Raw genomic sequence first — 19,081 nt, forward strand, 5'->3', positions numbered from 1 at the left:
ACTAACGGAGAAACGACCGAACGGTATCATTCGGTTCGCTTCCATGGGAGGGTGAAGAGCGGTCGGTCGCGGGAGCGAACGACGGGTCCCCGTCATGGACGGGAGTAGCTTTTAGTGTCCGTTTCGTATTCACAGTATATGGCAATCGTTGGCAATGAGCCGGAGAAACAGGACGCGACGCGCTTGACGCTAGAGATCCAGCATCCGAACTGCTGGACGCTGAAAGCGACCGAGCAGACGGACTGTGGACTGATCGCCCACACGGTCTACAACTCGCCCGGCGACGCCGTCAAGGGTCACTTCACCGCTTACGCCGACGAGACCGACGACATCGAAGAACTGATCGAGGTGGCCCGAGGCCTCGATCTCACGGAGTCGGTCGTGGCGATGAACAAGCGCCACGACTTCTCCGAACGCGACTCGCGTCTCGGCAACACCTCGCTCGAACTGTTCGTGGAGTACGACCCCCGAAACAGCATGAGCGACGCACTCCTGTCGAAGGGATTCATACACGACGCCCCCGTCCGCGTCCACGACGGCTACGAGTACTGGCCGGTGTTCGTCAGCGCCGACCGCGAGGCCATCAGCCGCCGTCTCGACTTCCTGCGCGAGGAGAAAGATGCCGAGATAGCGGTCACCCGAATCGTGTCCGACCCCGAGTTCGGGATGGCGGACTCGGCCGCCTCGGAGGGACTCTCGAAGCGCCAACGGGAAGCGTTCTTGCTCGCCTGCGATATGGGGTACTACTCGTGGCCTCGGGAGACGACGACGCGCGAGATGGCCGAGGAACTGGACATCACGAAGACGACGTTTCTCGAACACCTCCGCAAGGCCGAAGCCGAACTCCTCTCACCCGAGCGCGTGCAGTGACGCGCGGACAGCGTGCGCTGCGCGCGGCGCCATCGCGCTGCTGTCGCGACCGTCACCACCTGCGACAGCGTCGGAGCGTGACGACGATTTGCCGCTGTTCGTCGGCGACGTGCGAGTCGATGCGGTAGCTCGTTGGGTGGGGGGAGCGGCACCGAACGCGAACGGAGTCGCCGCCGGTCTCGATTCTGCGGACTCCCCTCCACGGAAGGAACTTCTCCCCGAACGGACCGCCGGAATTGACGACCAGTCCGGAGTCCAGCTCGGTCAGTCGAACCGCTCTGGGCGTCGAGAGAACGAACCCGACCGCCGCGAGGAGGAGACCGCCCAGAACCGCCACGGCGTCGAAGACGAGGCGGTGAGAGAGCGACTCCGCCGTGGAGCGCGCGAGGTGAGTCGTCTCGCGTTCGAGACGTACACGCGCCGTTCGAATCCTTCCGGCAGCCCACACCAGATCGCCCGTGAACAGCAATCCGAAGACGGGGAGTGCGTCCGACTCGGGACCTGTTCGCACGCCGTCGAATGCCCGAGTTGCACCCGGCAGGACGGCCGGCAGTACGGTAGCGACGGCGAGGACGACGTGACCGCCCCGGACCACCAGTTCGTCCACCCGACTCGGGACCTGTTCGACGGCCGCCCCAGCGACCAGGCCGAGCAGTATGGACCCGCTCATCAGCGATTCGGCGGGGACGCCGGGTGAGAGGCGGGGAAGACAGAACATCGACAGAGCCGTCAGGGCCACTGCGACGGAGAGGCTGAAGCCGACGCCGGACTCTCTGGGAGACGGTCGCTCCGTTTTCCGACCCGCTGACCGAGTCTCCGGGAGACGGGCTGTGGGGGACACCGACCGTTACGGGAGCACGCGAGTTAGATATCGAGGGACAGGGACGCGTTAATCGCGGTGTCAACCGACGTTACCTACAGAGAGGAGTATTCTCCAGAGGTGAATTACAGCCAATTATAAGTTTGTTAAGCGACGGTATCGATATGTTGTTGGATCTGTCGGTCTGTTAATTATTCAATATTTTCAGTGAACTTCTCCCAACGGGGTCATAACAATACCAAAGAAGTGTATGCTATCGTGTACATATATGAGTGGGAGATCGCGGCGGAAGACGATACTGACACTTTTTTCGGTAACGCTCATGCTACTCTCGGTCGTCGCCGCCCCCACGGGGTTCGCGGCGGCGGTCACTCCCCCTTCGGCGGGTGACAGCGGAGAGAGCGTCGCGGCGGTGACGGACGGGGACGCCGCCGCGGCGATAGCGAATCCGGATCCGAGCGATATCGTCTATCGCGTGAACGCGGGCGGGGGGACCGTATCCGCGAGCGATGGCGACTGGACCGGCGATTGGCAGCAGTACCACGCCGGGAGCGACGCAACGACGACGACGAGCGATTCGATAACGGTCGGTCCGTCCGCGCCGGACGGGACGCCTGAGAGCCTGTTCCAGTCGGAGGTGTACGGCGAGCAGACGTGGACGTTCTCGGACAACGTCCAGAGCGGCCAGCAGTACGAGGTTCGGCTCTACTTCGCCGAGACGTTCCACCAGACGGCCGGCAACCGGGTGTTCGACGTGGCCGTCGAGGGCGACCAAGTGCTGACCGACTTCGACATCTACGAGGAGGTCGGCCACGACTCGGGTCTGATGAAGGCGTACCGGGTGACGCCCTCGGACGGCAACATCACCGTCGACCTCCTCGCCTCGACGAACAACCCGAAGATATCGGCCATCGAAATCGTTCAGACCGGTCCGCAGGCGAATACGCTCGACAGTCCGCTGGGCGCCGATTTCGGTCCGATGGCGGTCGGGAACACCGAGACGGAGTCGGTCACGGTGACCAACCTCGGCGAGTCCGGCGACCCCGACATCACGCTGGACGGAGCGACCGTCTCGGGGAACGCCTCCTTCTCGACCGACTTCGCGGGCGGCGTCACGCTCGCGCCGGGGGAGTCGACGGACGTCCCCGTCGAGTACAGCCCCGAAGAACTGGGTTCGGCGAGCGGCACGCTGTCGGTTAATCACTCCGGAAGCGACTCCCCGACGACCGTCGAACTGGCGGGCGAGGGCGTGGCGCCGCCGGTCGGGTTCTCCAAGAGCACGCTGCAGGGCTTCAACGCCACGGAGCCGACGGCGCTCGATTTCGGACCCGACGGACGGCTCTACGTCTCCACGCAGGGCGGAACGGTCTACGCGCTCGAAGTCGAGCGCACGGCGGAGAACAGCTATCAGGTGACCGACGAGGTGACCATCAACGGGATAAAGAACATCCCCAACCACAACGACACGGGCGACTACAACCCCGGTGAGAACAACCGGCAGATCACGGGGCTGACGGTCGGCGGCACCGCGAGCCAACCGGTCGTCTACGTCTCCTCGAGCGACCCCTCCATCGACGTCGGGCAGGACGACGACGACACCGACACCAACTCCGGGACCATCTCTCGACTGACCATCTCGCCGGGGAGCGACGGCGTGATTCAGCAGAGCGAAATAGACCACGAAGTATTGGTCATCGGCCTGCCCCGGTCCGAGGAGAACCACGCGACGAACGGTCTCGAACTCACCGACGACGGCAGCACGCTGTACGTCGCGCAGGGCGGGAACACGAACAAGGGCGCTCCCAGTAACAACTTCGGGCAGACCCCCGAGTACGCGCTGTCGGCGGCGATACTCTCGGTGGACCTCGATCAGATAGAAAGCTTCGAGGCGAAGAACTTCGAGAACTACGACGCCCAGGAGAGCAACCAGTCGTACCCCAACCTAGAGTTCTACTACGGCATCCCGACGATTCAGAACGACGACGACACGGACGGCGACGACCTGCCGTTCGGCGGGAACGACGGCATCAACCAGGCGAAGATCGTCGAGAACGGTCCGGTGCAGGTGTACGGACCCGGGTTCCGCAACCCCTACGACCTCGTGCTCACCGAGAGCGGTCAGATTTACGCCGCCGACCACGGCGCCAACGGCGGGTGGGGCGGACCGGCGGTCGACGCGGACGGAAACCTCGTGGCGACGGCCGAGAACGTCACGAACCACCCGAACGAGAACGCCAGCTTCGAGGTCCAAGACGCCCTGATGAAGGTCGACGAAGGCGACTACGCGGGCCACCCGAACCCCTTCCGCGCCAACCCGACGAACGCCGACATCTACAACGAAACCGGAGCCGTGATATACAATATCACGTCGGCGAACTCGCCGGTTCCGGAGAGCGCGATTAACCCCGAGGAGGCCGACTACATCTCGCCGACGACGCCGCCCGAGGACGTCGACGACCCGGGAGCGCCGGCCGGGAGCGCCGAGGCGATGATAACTGACCAGAACGGGGACGCCGTGACGTTCGCGCCCACGGGCGCGATAGACGAGTACACCGCCTCCAACTTCGCCGGGACGATGGAGGGCGACCTCATCCAAGTCGAACTGTACGGCGAGGTCAAGCGGGTCCAGTTGAACGCCGACGGCACGACGGTCACGGACGTCTCGACCATCTTCAACACGAACGGTCCCTTGGGCGTCGCCGCGCAGGGCGACGACGAGGTGTTCCCCGGGACTATCTGGACCGCCGACCACGGAGACGGCGGCATCACCGCGGTCGAACCGAACGACTACGGGGGCGGGAGCGGCGACGTCTGCACTGGCGACGACGACGCCTCCCTCGACGAGGACGGCGACGGCTACGACAACGCCGACGAACTGGACGCGGGGACCGACCCCTGTTCCTCGGCGTCGACGCCCGCCGACTTCGACGACGACGGCACCTCGAACCTGAACGACCCCGACGACGACAACGACGGGTCGCCCGACACGGAGGACCCGTTCGCGGTCGACCCGGACGATGGGACGACGACGTCGGTGCCGGTCACGCACGACCTCTCCGAACTCTCGCTGTTCGACCAGGGCTGGACCGGCCTGATGACGAACGGGAGCGCGGACTACCAGAGCCTCTACAACGTCTCGTCGATGACGGTCGGCGGCGCGGCGGAGGTGCTCACCGTCGAGAACGTCCCGACGGGCACCGCAGTCGAGAACGACCAGCAGTACGCGTTCCAGTTCGGCGTGAATCCGCCGTCGGAACCGTTCGTCGTCGAGACGACGGTGAACGGGCTTCCGGAGAACCCCGAACCCTCCCAAGCGGCCGGCGTCTACGTCGGCACCGGCGATCAGGACAACTACGTCAAACTCGTCTCCTCGGCGACCGACGGAACCGGCGGAGTCCAGTTCGCGAAGGAGACGAACGGCAACTTCCAGACCATCGCGACTGAGACCGACAGCAACGTCACCGGAGCGGGGACGAACACCGACCTCTACTTGGTCGTCGACCCGACGACTGACCCGAACCCGAACAACGGGCAGGACGAGGTGGCGGTCACCGCGGAGTACGCCACCGACGGCGTCAACCGGACCGAGGTGGCCACCGGCGCGATGCCAGCGAGTTGGCTTGACACCAGCGACGGAAGCGGTCTCGCGGTCGGCATCATCTCCACCTCCAACGGTGCCAACGAGACGTTCACGGCCACGTGGACGGACATCTCGGTGAGTTCGGTGGAGGGGCCGCCGATTGCCGACGCGGGCACCGACCAGACGGTCGACGAGGAGTCGATGGTGACGCTCGACGCCTCGGGGTCGACCGACCCGGACGACGCGACGCTCGACTACACGTGGACGCAGACGGCGGGAAGCCCCGACGTGCTGAACGCCACGACCGGCGAGCAGGTCTCGTTCACGGCGCCCAACGTCGATAACGAGTCTGCATTCACCTTCGAGGTCACTGTCGCCGACGGCGACGGGAACACCGACACCGACGAGGTGAACGTGACGGTATTCGACACGGACGGGAGCGGCGACCCCGCTACCGACGGCGAGGTGGTCTACCGCGTGAACGCCGGCGGTTCGCAGGTCGACGCGTCCGACGGCGGTCCGGCGTGGAGCGCCGACACGAGCGCGAACCCCTCGACCTACGTGAACACGGGCGACACGTTCAGCACGAGCGATTCGATCACGCTCGACGGGTCGGTCCCGAACGGGACGCCGACCAGCCTCTTCCAGAGCGAGCGGTACGACCCCCCGACGGGGTCGGAGATGCAGTGGTCGTTCGGCGTCGAGCAGGGGACGACGTACGAGGTCCGCCTCTACTTCGCGGAGATATTCATCACGGAGTCGAACGACGCCGGTCCGCGCGTGTTCGACACCGCGGTCGAGGGAGAGACCGTGCTGAACGACTACGATATCTACGAGCAGTACGGCCACGACGTGGGCGCGATGGAGTCGGTCCAGGTGACGCCCTCGGACGACACGCTGAACATCGCGTTCGCGCGCGAGCAGGAGAACCCGAAGGTCAACGCGATCGAGATCGTCGCGGTCGGCAACGACACGGGCGACAACGGCGCGCCGACGATAGAGCCGATAGCCGACCAGACCGTCACGGAAAACGAGTCGGCGACCGTTCCGGTGAACGCGAGCGACCCGGACGGCGATACGGTGTCGCTGTCGGTGAGCGGCCCCGACTTCGTCACCCTCTCGAATAGCGAACTCACCATCGCCCCGCAGTCCGGCGACGCGGGCACCTACGCAGTCGACGTGACCGCCGACGACAACAACGGCAGCACGACCACCGAGAGCTTCCAACTCACCGTCGAGACGGCGGACTCGGGCGGCAGCGGCGAGGTGGTCGCGGCCATCAACGCGGGGGGTTCGGAGTACACCGCCTCGGACGGAACGGTGTATCAAGCGGACACGAGCAGTTCGGGGAGCACGTTCTCGGTCGACGACGCCATCGCCGGCACGACCGACGACGAACTCTACCAGACCGAACGATACGGCGACCCGGTCACGTACGTCATTCCGGTCAGCGAGAGCGGCACTTACGAGGTGACGCTCAAGTTCGCGGAAATTTATCACGGTGCGGACGGCAACCCCGACGGCGGCGTCGGCGACCGCGTGTTCGGCGCGACGGTCGAGGGCCAACAGGTGCTCTCGGACTACGACATCTACGCGGACGTCGGCGCCCTGACGGCGACCGATACGACCACCACGGTCGAGGTCACCGACGGGACGCTGAACGTCGCACTGGACCCGTCTACCGACAACGCGAAGATATCGGCCATCAAGGTCGTACAGACGAACACGACGAGCGACAACGGCGCGCCGACGATAGAGCCGATAGCCGACCAGACCGTCACGGAAAACGAATCGACGACCGTCCCGGTGAACGCCACCGACCCGGACGGAGACGCGGTGTCGCTGTCGGTGAGCGGACCCGACTTCGTCACCCTCTCGAACAGCGAACTCGCCGTCGCCCCGCAGTCCGGCGACGCGGGCACCTACGCTGTCGACGTGACCGCCTCCGACGGCAACGGCGGTACGACCACTGAGAGCTTCCAACTCACCGTCGAAACGGCGGATTCGGGCGGAAGCGGTGAGGTAGTCGCAGCTATCAACGCGGGCGGATCGGAGTACACCGCCTCGGACGGAACAGTGTATCAAGCGGACACGAGCAGTTCGGGGAGTACGTTCTCGGTCGACGACGCCATCGCGGGCACGACCGACGACCAACTCTATCAGACCGAGCGATACGGAACGTCGTTCGGCTACGATATCCCCGTCAGCGAGAGCGGCACCTACGAAGTGACGCTCAAGTTCGCGGAGATTTACCACGGTGCGAGCGGCAACCCCGACGGCGGCGTCGGCGACCGCGTGTTCGGCGCGACGGTCGAGGGCCAGCAGGTGCTCTCGGACTACGACATCTACGCGGACGTCGGCGCCCTGACGGCGACCGATACGACCACCACGGTCGAGGTCACCGACGGAACGCTAAACGTCGACCTGAGTTCGTCTGCGGACAACGCGAAGATATCGGCCATCAAGGTCGTGCAGTCCAACACGACGAGCGACAACAGCGCACCGACGATAGAGCCGATAGCCGACCAGACCGTTACGGAAAACGAATCGACGACCGTTCCGGTGAACGCGAGCGACCCGGACGGCGATACGGTGTCGCTGTCGGTGAGCGGCCCCGACTTCGTCACCCTCTCGAACAGCGAACTCACCATCGCCCCGCAATCCGGCGACGAAGGGACGTACACGGTCGATGTGACCGCCTCCGACGGCAACGGCGGTACCACGACGGAGAGCTTCCAACTCACCGTCGGGTCGTCCACCGTCAGCGAATCGAGTTTCGCCGTCACCGCGGGTGCGGGTATCGACGCGAGCACCTACGGCAGCGGGACGATCGAGATAACGAACACTGGCGATACGCAGATAACGTCCGTCACCTACGACCTCGGGTCGTCGGTGTTCCCCGACGTGGTGTTCGACCCGAACGGAACGGCCGGCGACTCAACCGCGAAAGGGTTCGTGGCCGATAGCGGGTCGAGCGTGACCGGTCTCGAAGGCGGGTCGTTCGACGCGCCGCACAACGGACAGGACGGCGACGACGGGTACGACGAACTGACGGCGACGTTCGGCGACTTCGAGAGCGGCGAGACGTTCGCCTTCTCGACGGACATCGACCCGACGAGCATCAAAGGCGGGGCCGGTTCGGGCGCCGCGGGGTCGGTCTCCGGACTGGAGCTGTCCGGGGCGACCGTGACCGTTGAGTACGCCGACGGGTCGACGCAGACGACGGCCCTGTTCGGTGACGGGAGCGTCGGCGGTGCCGAGGCCGCCGCGACGGCGAACCCGGCGAACGCGCCGCTGCTCGGCGTCGACGGCGTCTCGCTCGACGGGAACGCGCTCGACTCCTATCACGGCGCGGCGACGGTCGGGTCGGCCGACCAGACGATAACGCTCTCCGGTCCGGAGGGCGCGACCGTCGAACTGCTGCACGTCGAGGGGCAGCTTCAACTCGCGAACGACGCCGACGGCTACCAGATCGAGCCGTACGAGGCCAACACCGCCGAGAACGTCGACTACCAGACCGTCGACCTCGGCAGCGACGGCGAGGCGACCGTCGACGTGACGCTCACCAACACGTCGGCGAGCGACGCCGAAGGCGGCTTCAACTACTTCGTCGCCGCCGTGCAGGACGGCGACGGCGACACCGGTCTGACCTCGAACGTGGTCGTGCTGAAGTACGAGCACTCGGAGTCGTCGACGACGCAGGGGGTGTTTCACCGCGTGAACGCGGGCGGCGGAACGGTCGCCGCCGTCGACGGCGGGCAGAACTGGACCGGCGTCACGGGTACGGGGTCGCAGTACCTCGCGAGCGCGAGCGGGAACAACTACTGCACCGGCGACGCGGTCACGCCCGACGGCACGGTTCCCGCTTCGACGCCCGACGCGGTGTTCGACTGCGAGCGCTACGGTACCATGACGTGGGAGTTCCCGGTGGAGGCCGGCCAGCAGGTCGACGTCCGCCTCTTCGTCGCGAACTCCTACCCGGGGACGAGCGAACCGGGAGAGCGTGAGTTCAACGTCTCCGTCGAGGGGTCGCAGGTCCTCTCGAACTACGACCCCGTCGCGGACGTCGGCCACGCGACCGGGACGATGAAGACGTTCACCGCGACCGACGACGGCGACGGCACCGTCACGGTCACCTTCGAGCAAGGGGCGGTAGACAACCCGCTGGTCAACGCCATCGAAGTCGTCGACGCGAACGAGACCGCGACGTAGACGCACGACAACACGGACGGACGACAATGAACGGGGCGCAGTATCGGCGCCCCGTTCTGCGGACGGTCGCTCTCTCGTCTCGGTGTTTTCGTGAGGGTCATCAGGTTGAATATCGTATCGGGCCGTTCAAGCTTCGGTTATGGCGGTTTCATTCGAGAATCATCGCAGTAGTATCTGTTCGGTTCGAGTATCGGTTTTTTGCTCGTGACCGCGCGTCAGGCGTATCTCGATTGAACCGATAGAGATCCACTGACGCGGGTGAGAACCGCGTGCGAGAGGCGTTAGCTCGGAGAGTAGACGCTTCGCTCGGGAGAGGCGGATTCGGGAGTCGAACCGGCCGTCGGGAACGTCGGGGAGACGCCAGTAGCCGGCCGATACGAACGTATGGACGAACGGGAAAGAGCCACCTCGTGTTCGGTGGAGAGTAGAACGACCGAATCCGAAATCAGACTTCCCTCGCGGCGACGGCGCGGAGGAGGACCGTCGACGTGACCGACGAGTTCGGCCCGAACGACCTCGTCACCGATTGATGCTCGCACCGAGTTCGCGCACTACGTCCCGGACCTCCACGACTTGGGTCGCCAGTTCCTCGTTGTCGCCGGTGAGCGCCCGCACCTCGTCGGCGACGACGTCGACGCCGTCGACCGTCGCGTTGAGCATGCTCACGACCTCCTCTGCGCTGCTGGCCTGTTCGTCGGTCGCGCGGGCTATCTCGTCGACGCTCGTGGAGGTCACCTGGACCGTCTCTCTGATGTCGCTTTGATTGTCGCTCAGCGACTCGACGCGCTCGACTGCCCGTTCGACGCGGTCGGTCGTCACCGCGACGCTCTCGGTCGTCTCGGAGGTATTCTCCGTGACACGGGCGACGACCGTCTCCACGTCCTTTACCTCCGTCTTCGATTGGTCGGCGAGCCGTTTTATCTCGTCGGCGACGACGGCGAAGCCGTTCCCCTCGACGCCGGCGCGGGCAGCCTCGATTGAGGCGTTCAGCGCCAGGAGGTTGATCTGGCCGACGATGGAGTCGATGACGTCGACGATGGAGTCGATGTCGTCGACCCACGACTGGAGTTCCTCGTGGTCTTCGCTCAGCGTGCGACTCGCCGCGGCCACCTCGTGCATCAGGTCCAACACCTCCTCGGCGGCGTCCTCGGACGCCTCGGCGCGTTCGCCGGCGTTTCGGACCCGACGGCTGACCTCGTCGGTGCTGGAGGCTATTTCCTCGACCGTCGCGCTGAGCGATTCGACCTCGGCCTGCACTGCGCCCAGATGCTCGGCCTGGTCGTCGGCGGCGTCGTCTATCTCCCGGCTTCGGTCGGCGACCCGACGGGAGGTCGAGAGCAGGTCCTCGACGCTGCCCTCGACCTCCTCTTCGATCTGTCTCCCAACCCGTTCGACCGCCTTGCGCTGTTCGACCAGCGCCGTCACGCGACTGACGAACTCGAACGCGCCGACGACGGTTCCGTCGGTCGCCGTCAGCGGCTGCCCCGCGGCTCGAACGTCCCACGGCGCGCCGTCGGCGTCGGTGCCGGAGCGGACCTCGTCTTCGCGGATGACCTCGCCGGTCCGGACCACCGTCTCGGCCAGTATCTCCTCGACGCCGTCGGTGCCGATGACCTCTCGGGACGGCTTCCCGACCACCTCCGCCGCCGACCGGTCGATGAGGTCGGCCATCCGGTCGTTCCAGTGAGTGAGGTCGCCGCGGCCGTCGACGACCATGGCGGGTTCGGGGAAGCGGTCGACGAGCTCTTCGAACTGGTGTCGCCAGAAATCCCGCTCGTGGCGGAGCCGTTCAGTCTCCGTCGCACCGGCCGGTGGCGTATACAACGCGTCGGGTTCGGTGGGGTTCCCATCCCGCGTTGCCGTTTTGCTCATACTCTCGGAGCGACCGATTCCCTTATGAATGTACGGCCTTCATTATCAATAGTAGAAATCGTCGTCTTCGCGGACGTTCTACCAGACGGACCGAACCGGTCCGAAGGTGATGAAAACACGTTTGTTTGCTCGTCTTATCGGCCTCTGAGTCGCATAACATCCGCGTTTCGCTCTAGAGAGACTGGGGGGGGAGCAACCAGCACGTCGATGCATTCCTGACCTGAACCGTCGGCAATCAGATTTTTGATAACGAGTCGGCCGCGCTCCAGTCGGTACCGCGGAGCCTAACAAGTCTAAGTCTGTAACGTGGACGACGGGGCCTAGCGAATACAAATATGTATACAAGAGGAAACGACGCATATAACCATAATCTATCATTTAATAACGATAACAACGTATTTTGACGCCGTGAACGAACGCGCGGGGAGGCGCAGTCCGCGAGCGAGCGGAACCGGGGCAAGCATCAGACATGGAATCGAGCGCGTCGAATGGGTACACAGAATTGTAAACAGGCAACAAACGGGGTGGCGGTCGTCCTTAGCTGAGGGGGTTGTGGGGGACTGCACCTCCCCGGAATCGAAGTCGACACGAACACGAATCATTAATAATTCGGGCTACGTGGGGGATATCGAATGGAGTACAGCGGCCCCACACAGTTGTACGTAGACGGACAGTGGACGGACGCGGCGTCCGGCGAGACGCTTCGAACGCTCGACCCGGCGACCGAGACGGAGTACGCCACCGTTGCGACGGCCGGCGCGGAGGACGTGAACCGCGCCGTCGACGCGGCGTCCCGCGCGGCGGAACGCGGGAGCGAGTGGCGCGAGATGGACCCCGGCGACCGCGGGGCGGCCCTGCGGCGGATGGCCGACGCCATCGAGGAGCGCAAAGACGAGATATCGCTCGTCGAGTCGCACGACAACGGCAAGACGCCGTTCGAGGCGGGCATCGAGGTCCAGATGGTCATCGACACGTTCCGTTACTTCGCCGGGTGGACCGACAAACTGACCGGCGAGCACAACCCCGTGCCCGGCGAGCGCTTGAACTACACGTCGCGGGAACCGCTCGGCGTGACGGGACATATCGTCCCGTGGAACTACCCGTTCCAACTCGCCGGGCGGTCGCTCGCGCCGGCCCTCGCGTGCGGCAACACCGCCGTCGTGAAGCCGTCGAGCGAGACGCCGCTGTCGGCGCTGTACTACGCGGTGGCCGCCGAGGAGGCCGATCTTCCCGAGGGCGTCGTGAACGTCCTCCCCGGATCGGGGTCGGGCGCGGGCGCGACGCTCGCACAGCACCCCGACGTGGCGCACATCGCCTTCACTGGCAGCACGGAGATAGGCAAGGGCGTCATGGCCGATGCGGCGCAGAACGTGACGGGCGTGACGCTCGAACTCGGTGGGAAGGGCCCGCAACTCGTCTTCCCCGACGCGGACCTCGACGCCGCCGCCAAGGGCGTCCACTACGGCATCTTCATGAACGCCGGCCAGATGTGCTGGGCCGGGTCGCGCCTGCTCGTCCACGAGGATATCGCCGACGAGGTGGTCGAACGCGTCGTGCAGGGCGCGGAGTCGACGCCGCTCGGGTCCGGCATCGACGACGACGGCCGCATGGGACCGATGGTCAGCAAAGACCAGCGAGAGACGGTGCTCGACTACATCGAGACCGGCAAAGAGGAGGGGGCCACCGTCGCCTGCGGCGGCGGCGTCCCGGAGGACAAAGACACCGGCTACTTCGTCGAACCGACCGTCCTCACCGACGTGACGAACGACATGACGGTCGCCCGCGAGGAGATATTCGGGCCCGTCCTCGTCGTCATCGAGTTCTCCGACGAGGAGGAGGCCCTGGAGATAGCCAACGACTCCCCGTACGGTCTGCTGTCGGGCATCTGGACGAACGACCTCTCGCGGGCGCACCAGGTCGCGGACCGCCTCGACTACGGCATGGTTAGCGTCAACGAGTACCCCGTGACGTTCCCGCAGACGCCGTTCGGCGGGACGAAAGAGAGCGGACACGGCCGCGAGCAGGGTCTCGAAGCCGTCGGCGAGTACACGCAGACGAAGAACGTCAACGTCAAACTGGAGTAAGGGAGCGCCCGCGTCGCCTTCGACGCCGACCGCTCTCGACTAACGTTTTGTACCGTCTCCCCGTACGCGCCGGTATGCGAATCGAAGACGCGGACGGCGTGCGCCGTCTGACGTTCGACCGACCGGAGGTAAAGAACGCGCTCACCGCGGACGCGGCCCGCGAACTCGCCGCGGCCGTCGAAGAACTCTCCGCGGAGACGCACGACGCCGCGGTGCTGACGGGCGCCGGCGACGCGTTCTGCGCCGGCGGCGACATCGAGGCGATGGCCGAACGCGAGGAGACAGCCCACGAGGCCTACGGACGAGTTCGCGAAACGCTCGGGCGCGTGGCGGAGGCCCTCCTCACCGCGCCGGTGCCCGTCGTCGCGCGCGTGAACGGCGACGCCACCGGCGCGGGACTATCGCTCGTCGCCGCCTGCGACTTCGCCTACGCCGCCGAGGACGCCCGGTTCGCCGCCTCCTTCGTCAACGTCGGTCTCGTCCCCGACCTCGGCGGGACGGTGACGCTCTCCCGACTCGTCGGCCTCCGCGCCGCGAAGGAACTCGCCTTTACTGGAAAACTGATNGTCCCCGACCTCGGCGGGACGGTGACGCTCTCCCGACTCGTCGGCCTCCGCGCCGCGAAGGAACTCGCCTTTACTGGAAAACTGATACCGGCCGCTGAGGCGGACGAACTCGGCCTCCTCAACGGCGTCGCGCCCGCCGACGAACTCGACGCGGCCGTCGACGAGACGGTCGAGACGCTCTCGAAGCGCCCGACGGAGAGCATCGGCCTCGCGAAGGAGGTCATCCACGCGAACCTCGGGCGGTCGTGGCGCGACGGCCTCGAACGCGAGGCGCAGGCGCAGACGCTCGCTTACGACACCGACGCCCACGAGGAGGGAGTGAACGCGTTTCTGGAGAACCGACGGCCCGAGTTCGAGTGAAGGGAGAGAGGAGCGGTCGACCCTACCGCCCGCGCCACTCGGGGTCGCGTTCTTCGAAGAACGCGTCGATGCCCTCGTCTTTGTCCTCGGCGGCGAACAGTTGGACGAACAGGTTCGCCTCGTAGTCGAGGCCGTCGTCCAGTCCGAGTCGACTGCTCGCTCGCACGGCCTCCTTCCCGAGTTCGAGCGCGAGCGGCGACTTCTCGGCCATGGCGGCGGCCAGTTCGTCGACCCGGTCGTCGAACGCCTCGTCCGAGCAGACGATATCGACGAGGCCGATGTCGGCCGCCTCGCGCGCGTCGACGAGTTCGCCGGTCAGGATGAGACGCATCGCCTGCCCCTCGCCGACGAGGCGCGGCAGTCGCTGGGTGCCGCCGCCGCCGGGGATGAGTCCCAAGTTGATCTCGGGCTGGCCGAGTTTGGCTCGCTCGTGGGCGACGCGGATGTCGCACGCCTGCGCGAGTTCGCACCCACCGCCGAGGGCGTGCCCGTTGACGCGGGCGATGACCGGTTGCGGGAGGTCCGCGACGGCCTCGTACACGCGGGGGCGGCGGCTCGCTTCGCGCTGTTCGAACGTGTCNGGAGGTCCGCGACGGCCTCGTACACGCGGGGGCGGCGGCTCGCTTCGCGCTGTTCGAACGTGTCTCGCTCCCGCAGTTCGGAGACGTCGGCGCCGGCGACGAACGCCTTCGCCTCGTCTGACCCCGTGAGGACGACGACGCGGGCGTCGCTGTCGGCGATGCGTTCGACGACGCGCTTCAACTCCGTCCGCACCTGTCCGTTCAGCGCGTTCCGCGCGTCCGGTCTATCGATGGTGACGGTGACGACGTGTTCGTCCGCCGAGACGCGGACGAACTCGCAGTCGTCGGCGTGCGGCGCCGTCACGGGCGACCCTCCTCGGAGGAATCGGCAGGGCGGACCGCCTCGCCGTCCTCCCAGACGTAGAACCCCTCTCCGCTCTTTTTCCCGAGGTTGCCCGCCCGCACCTTCCGTTTGAGCACCTGCGGCGGGCGGAACCGCTCGCCCAACTCCTCGCGGAGGTACTCTAAGATGTCGAGGCGGACGTCGAGTCCGACCACGTCCGTCAGTTCGAGCGGTCCCATCGGGTGCCGGTAGCCGAGTTCCATCGCCGCGTCGATGTCCTCGGCAGTCGCCACGCCCGTCTCGACCATCCGAATCGCCTCGCATCCGAGCGCCACGCCCAGTCTGGAGGAGGCGAAGCCGGGCGAGTCGGTGACTTCGACGGCCGTCTTGTCGATGTCGGAGACGAACTCGCGGGCGAACTCGCGGGTGGTCTCGCCGGTCTGCTCGGCGACGACGATTTCGACGAGGCCCATGATGTGGACCGGGTTGAAAAAGTGCAGTCCGACCGCGCGCGAGGGGTCCGAGAGGACGCTCGCTATCTCCGTCACCGACAGCGACGACGTGTTCGAGGCGATGACCGCGTCGTCGGCCGCGTGTTCCTCCACGTCCCGAAACGTCTCCTGTTTGATGTCGATATCTTCGGGGACGGCCTCGACGACGAGGTCCGCGCCCGACACCGCATCGGCGAGGTCGGTGTGGCCCTCGATCCGGTCGAACGCCGCGTCGGCCGCCGCCGCGGTCAGTTTCTCCCGTTCGACGCCGCCGTCGAGGTTCGAGCGAATCGCGTCGAGTCCGTCGTCGACGAACTCCCGTTCGACGTCCCGGAGGCGGACGTCGTGCCCCGCCGTCGCGGTCACCTGCGCGATGCCGTGACCCATGGTCCCGGCACCGAGTACACACACGTGCATGTCTCCCGATACGGTCCGACAGCGGTAAAAAACCTACTGCTCGGCCGTCACCGACGGACGCCCGCGCGTCGGGGACGGCGTCGGTGCCCGCGCGCCGCCCCGACTACTCGACCGGCGCGAACTTCGCGCCGTAGCGGGGGACGCCCTCCTGCACGTAGATTCGCCGGACCGTCCGCCGAACCGCGTCGCCCACCTCGACGGTTTCGGGGTCGCAGTCGGTCAACTGCGCCGGCATGAGCGCCGACCCCTCTCCGTCGGCGGCGTCGACTCGGACGAGGACGGCGCCGTACGCCCCCTCGCGCTCCTGAAGTTCGACGAACTCCGGCGGTGCGCCGCCCTGCCCGATGACGGTTCGGGCGGCGACGGTTCCCGCCGGAGAGAGGGGCGCCCGCTCGAACTCGACCCGCTCGAAGCACTCGTCGCACGCCCCCTCGCCGGGGAACGACAGCGCGCCGCACTCCGGACATCGGCCCGCGGTCAGCGCGTAGCGGCTGTCGAGCGTCCGTCGCCACGTCGGCAGCGAGACGTTCGCGCCGCCGCCGGCCACCTCGCCGTCGACGACCAGGCCGCGCTTTCTGAGCGACTCGACGTAGCTCACCGCCTCGCCGCCGTCGACCGCCGCCGCCTCGTCGGTGTCGAGTCGCCCGGAGAGAGCGAACGCGACGGCGCTCCCGCCGCTCCCGAAGAAGGCGGCGAGGACGTTCCCCTCGGTGTCGGATTCCAACGCGGCGACCAGACCGACGGGGACCGTCGCCGCCCCGGCGTCGCCGATGCGGTCGACCACGACGCCCGCGGCGACGGCCTCGTTGGAGACGACGCCCTCCCCGGCGATTCGGTACGGCATCGATCCGTTCGGCTGGTGCAGCGACGCGGCGCCGATATCGTCGGCGTCGAGGCCGAGTCCCGCGACGGCGCTCCGCGTCGTCTCCCGCACCGCCGCGCGCTCGTAGCCCGTGATGTCGAGCGAGGTCACCTCCTCGCTGCCGGCCTCGCGGAAGCGGACGCCCGGCGACTCGTCCGTCGCCGCGGCGACGCCCTCGACCGAGACAGGAGCGCCGTCGCCGACGACGAACGCCGCGGCGCCGGCCCCGAAGGCGTGGTCGTCGCCGGCGAGGTCACCGGTCGGCGCATCGGCGGCGACGGCCAGAGCCGTTCCCTCGGCGTTCAGCGCCGTCTCCAGGGCGTCCGCGCCGGCGGCCGCGCTCTGCCCGTGGTGCCACGCGCGCGTCGCTTCGGGGAGTCCGAGCGCGCGGACGAGTCGGGGAACGAGTTCCTCTTCGGCCAGCGGCGGCGTGGTCGTGGCGAGGGCGACGGCGTCGACGTCAGCGGGGTCCGCGCCGGCGTTGTCGAGGGCGCGCCGGGCGGCGGCGACGGCCATCGTCACCGCGTCCTCGTCGCCCGCCGGGACGGCCGTCGACTCGACGCCGCGGCCGTCGAACGTCCCCCACGCCTCGGCCACGTCGTCGGCGCTCACGCGGCCGCGCGGGACGTAGACGCCCGCCGCGGCGATGCCGCGGTCGCTCATGGCTCCGCCTCCGAACTCCGCTCGAACACGTGGACGGTGACGCCGCCACCCGACCCGCCGACGTTGTGCGTCAATCCGCGGACGGGGTCGTCCGTCTGCACCGACGCCTTCCCGCGCAGTTGCTTGAACGCCTCGACCACCTGCCCCGTCCCCGTCGCGCCGATGGGGTGACCCTTCGACTTCAGGCCGCCCGAGGTGTTCACGGGCAGGTCGCCGTCGGGGTCCGTCCGGCCCTCACGGAGTAATCGGCCGGCTTCGCCGGGGTCGCAGAAGCCGAGGTCCTCGTAGGCGAGCAGTTCCGCGATGGCGAAGCAGTCGTGCACCTCCGCGAAATCGAGGTCGTCCGGACCGACGCCCGCCATCTCGTAGNATCTCGTAGGCTCGCTCGGCCGCCGTCCGGGTCGCCGGGATGGAGGTGAGCGACGGGCGTTGAAACAGGCCGACCCGCCCGCTCGCGGCACCGACGCCGGCGACGCGAATCGGGTCATCCGTCAGGTCGAAGGCGACGTCCTCGCTCGCGACGAGCACCGCGCTCGCGCCGTCCGTCGTCGGACAGCAGTGGTACAGGTTGAGCGGGTCGGCCACCTCCGGCGCGTTCACCGCGTCCTCCAGCGAGCACTCGAAGCCGAGGTGCGCGTCGGGGTTCTTCGCGCCGTTCCCGTGGTTCTTCACGGCGACGCGCGAGAGGTCCTCGACCGTCGTACCGTGCTCGTCCATGTGTGCCGACGCCATCTGCGCGTAGACGCCCGCGAACGTCGTCCCCGAGAGCCGCTCCCACTCCGTCTCCCCGGAGACGCCGAGCCACCACTTCGTGTTGTCNGACGCCATCTGCGCGTAGACGCCCGCGAACGTCGTCCCCGAGAGCCGCTCCCACTCCGTCTCCCCGGAGACGCCGAGCCACCACTTCGTGTTGTCAGAACTCGTGTCCGTCATCACCTCGTAGCCGCCGGCGAGGACGAGGTCCGCCATCCCCGCCCGGACCGTTGCCACGGCGTTCCGGAGCGCGTACCCGCTCGACGCACAGGCGTTCTCGACGCGCGTCGTCGGGATACCGTGCAGTCCGACGTGCTCTGTGACCGCGGGTGCGCTCAACCCGATCTGTCGGCCGCCGACGCCGAGCGTTCCGAGGAACGCCTCCTCGATGTCCGCCGCGTCGACCCCGTCGTCGACGCTCGAAAGCGTCCGGTCGAACGCGGTATCGAACAGCGAACGGTACGTCTCCTCTGGGAAGGACCCGAACGGCGACTGCCCGGCTCCGACGATGTACGCCTCACTCATCGTTATTCGTCTGTCGGCGCCCCCGTAGAAAAGGATGCGGGACGCCGGAGCGACGGCCGGACGGGAGGCGCATCTCGACGCGTCGCGAGGCGGTACACCGGAAGCTATACGTGTATTCTCCCACACTAATCGTGTGGTTGAC

8 protein-coding genes and 2 pseudogenes are annotated in these 19,081 nt (G+C 67.0%); 4 read left to right on the forward strand and 6 right to left on the reverse strand.

Going from position 1 to position 19,081, the window contains the following annotated elements; genetic code table 11:
• Positions 1-138 precede the first annotated feature (138 nt).
• Complete coding sequence (locus C474_RS16210; RefSeq protein WP_008388751.1) at positions 139-870, forward strand: helix-turn-helix domain-containing protein; 732 nt, start codon at positions 139-141, stop codon at positions 868-870.
• Positions 871-922: 52 nt separating this feature from the next.
• Here the strand turns inward: C474_RS16210 and C474_RS16215 are convergent, their stop codons facing one another.
• On the reverse strand, positions 923-1,540 hold the full coding sequence (locus tag C474_RS16215) for a hypothetical protein (RefSeq protein ID WP_152421694.1): 618 nt from the start codon (positions 1,538-1,540) through the stop codon (positions 923-925).
• Positions 1,541-2,012: 472 nt separating this feature from the next.
• Between C474_RS16215 and C474_RS16220 the strand changes: the two genes are divergently transcribed.
• Complete coding sequence (locus C474_RS16220) at positions 2,013-9,482, forward strand: malectin domain-containing carbohydrate-binding protein (protein ID WP_008388756.1); 7,470 nt, start codon at positions 2,013-2,015, stop codon at positions 9,480-9,482.
• Between the two features lie 519 nt (positions 9,483-10,001).
• Here C474_RS16220 and C474_RS16225 read toward each other — a convergent pair.
• Entirely contained in the window at positions 10,002-11,354 is a 1,353-nt protein-coding gene (locus C474_RS16225; RefSeq protein WP_008388758.1) for a methyl-accepting chemotaxis protein, read from the reverse strand.
• A 632-nt stretch (positions 11,355-11,986) separates the two neighbouring features.
• Between C474_RS16225 and C474_RS16230 the strand changes: the two genes are divergently transcribed.
• Both C474_RS16230 and C474_RS16235 read left to right on the forward strand, forming a co-directional pair.
• Positions 11,987-13,438, forward strand: coding sequence for an aldehyde dehydrogenase family protein (locus tag C474_RS16230; protein ID WP_008388761.1), 1,452 nt, complete (start codon positions 11,987-11,989; stop codon positions 13,436-13,438).
• Between the two features lie 74 nt (positions 13,439-13,512).
• Positions 13,513-14,364: an enoyl-CoA hydratase/isomerase family protein gene (locus C474_RS16235; protein WP_008388763.1), complete on the forward strand. Its 852-nt coding sequence runs from the start codon at positions 13,513-13,515 to the stop codon at positions 14,362-14,364.
• A gap of 22 nt (positions 14,365-14,386) precedes the next feature.
• Here the strand turns inward: C474_RS16235 and C474_RS16240 are convergent.
• The 4 genes and pseudogenes from C474_RS16240 to C474_RS16255 form a co-directional block, all read right to left on the reverse strand.
• Positions 14,387-15,249, reverse strand: a pseudogene (locus C474_RS16240) (enoyl-CoA hydratase/isomerase family protein).
• Positions 15,246-16,136: a 3-hydroxyacyl-CoA dehydrogenase family protein gene (locus tag C474_RS16245; protein WP_049917115.1), complete on the reverse strand. Its 891-nt coding sequence runs from the start codon at positions 16,134-16,136 to the stop codon at positions 15,246-15,248. Before C474_RS16245 ends, C474_RS16240 begins: the two are co-directional and overlap by 4 nt.
• Positions 16,137-16,239: 103 nt before the next feature.
• Positions 16,240-17,661: a hydroxymethylglutaryl-CoA synthase family protein gene (locus C474_RS16250; protein ID WP_008388767.1), complete on the reverse strand. Its 1,422-nt coding sequence runs from the start codon at positions 17,659-17,661 to the stop codon at positions 16,240-16,242.
• Positions 17,658-18,939, reverse strand: a pseudogene (locus C474_RS16255) (thiolase C-terminal domain-containing protein). The gene C474_RS16250 and the pseudogene C474_RS16255 overlap by 4 nt, the downstream one beginning before the upstream one ends.
• Positions 18,940-19,081: the final 142 nt, after the last annotated feature.

This window comes from Halogeometricum pallidum JCM 14848, assembly GCF_000337095.1.
GTDB classification, from domain to species: Archaea; Halobacteriota; Halobacteria; order Halobacteriales; family Haloferacaceae; genus Halogeometricum; species Halogeometricum pallidum.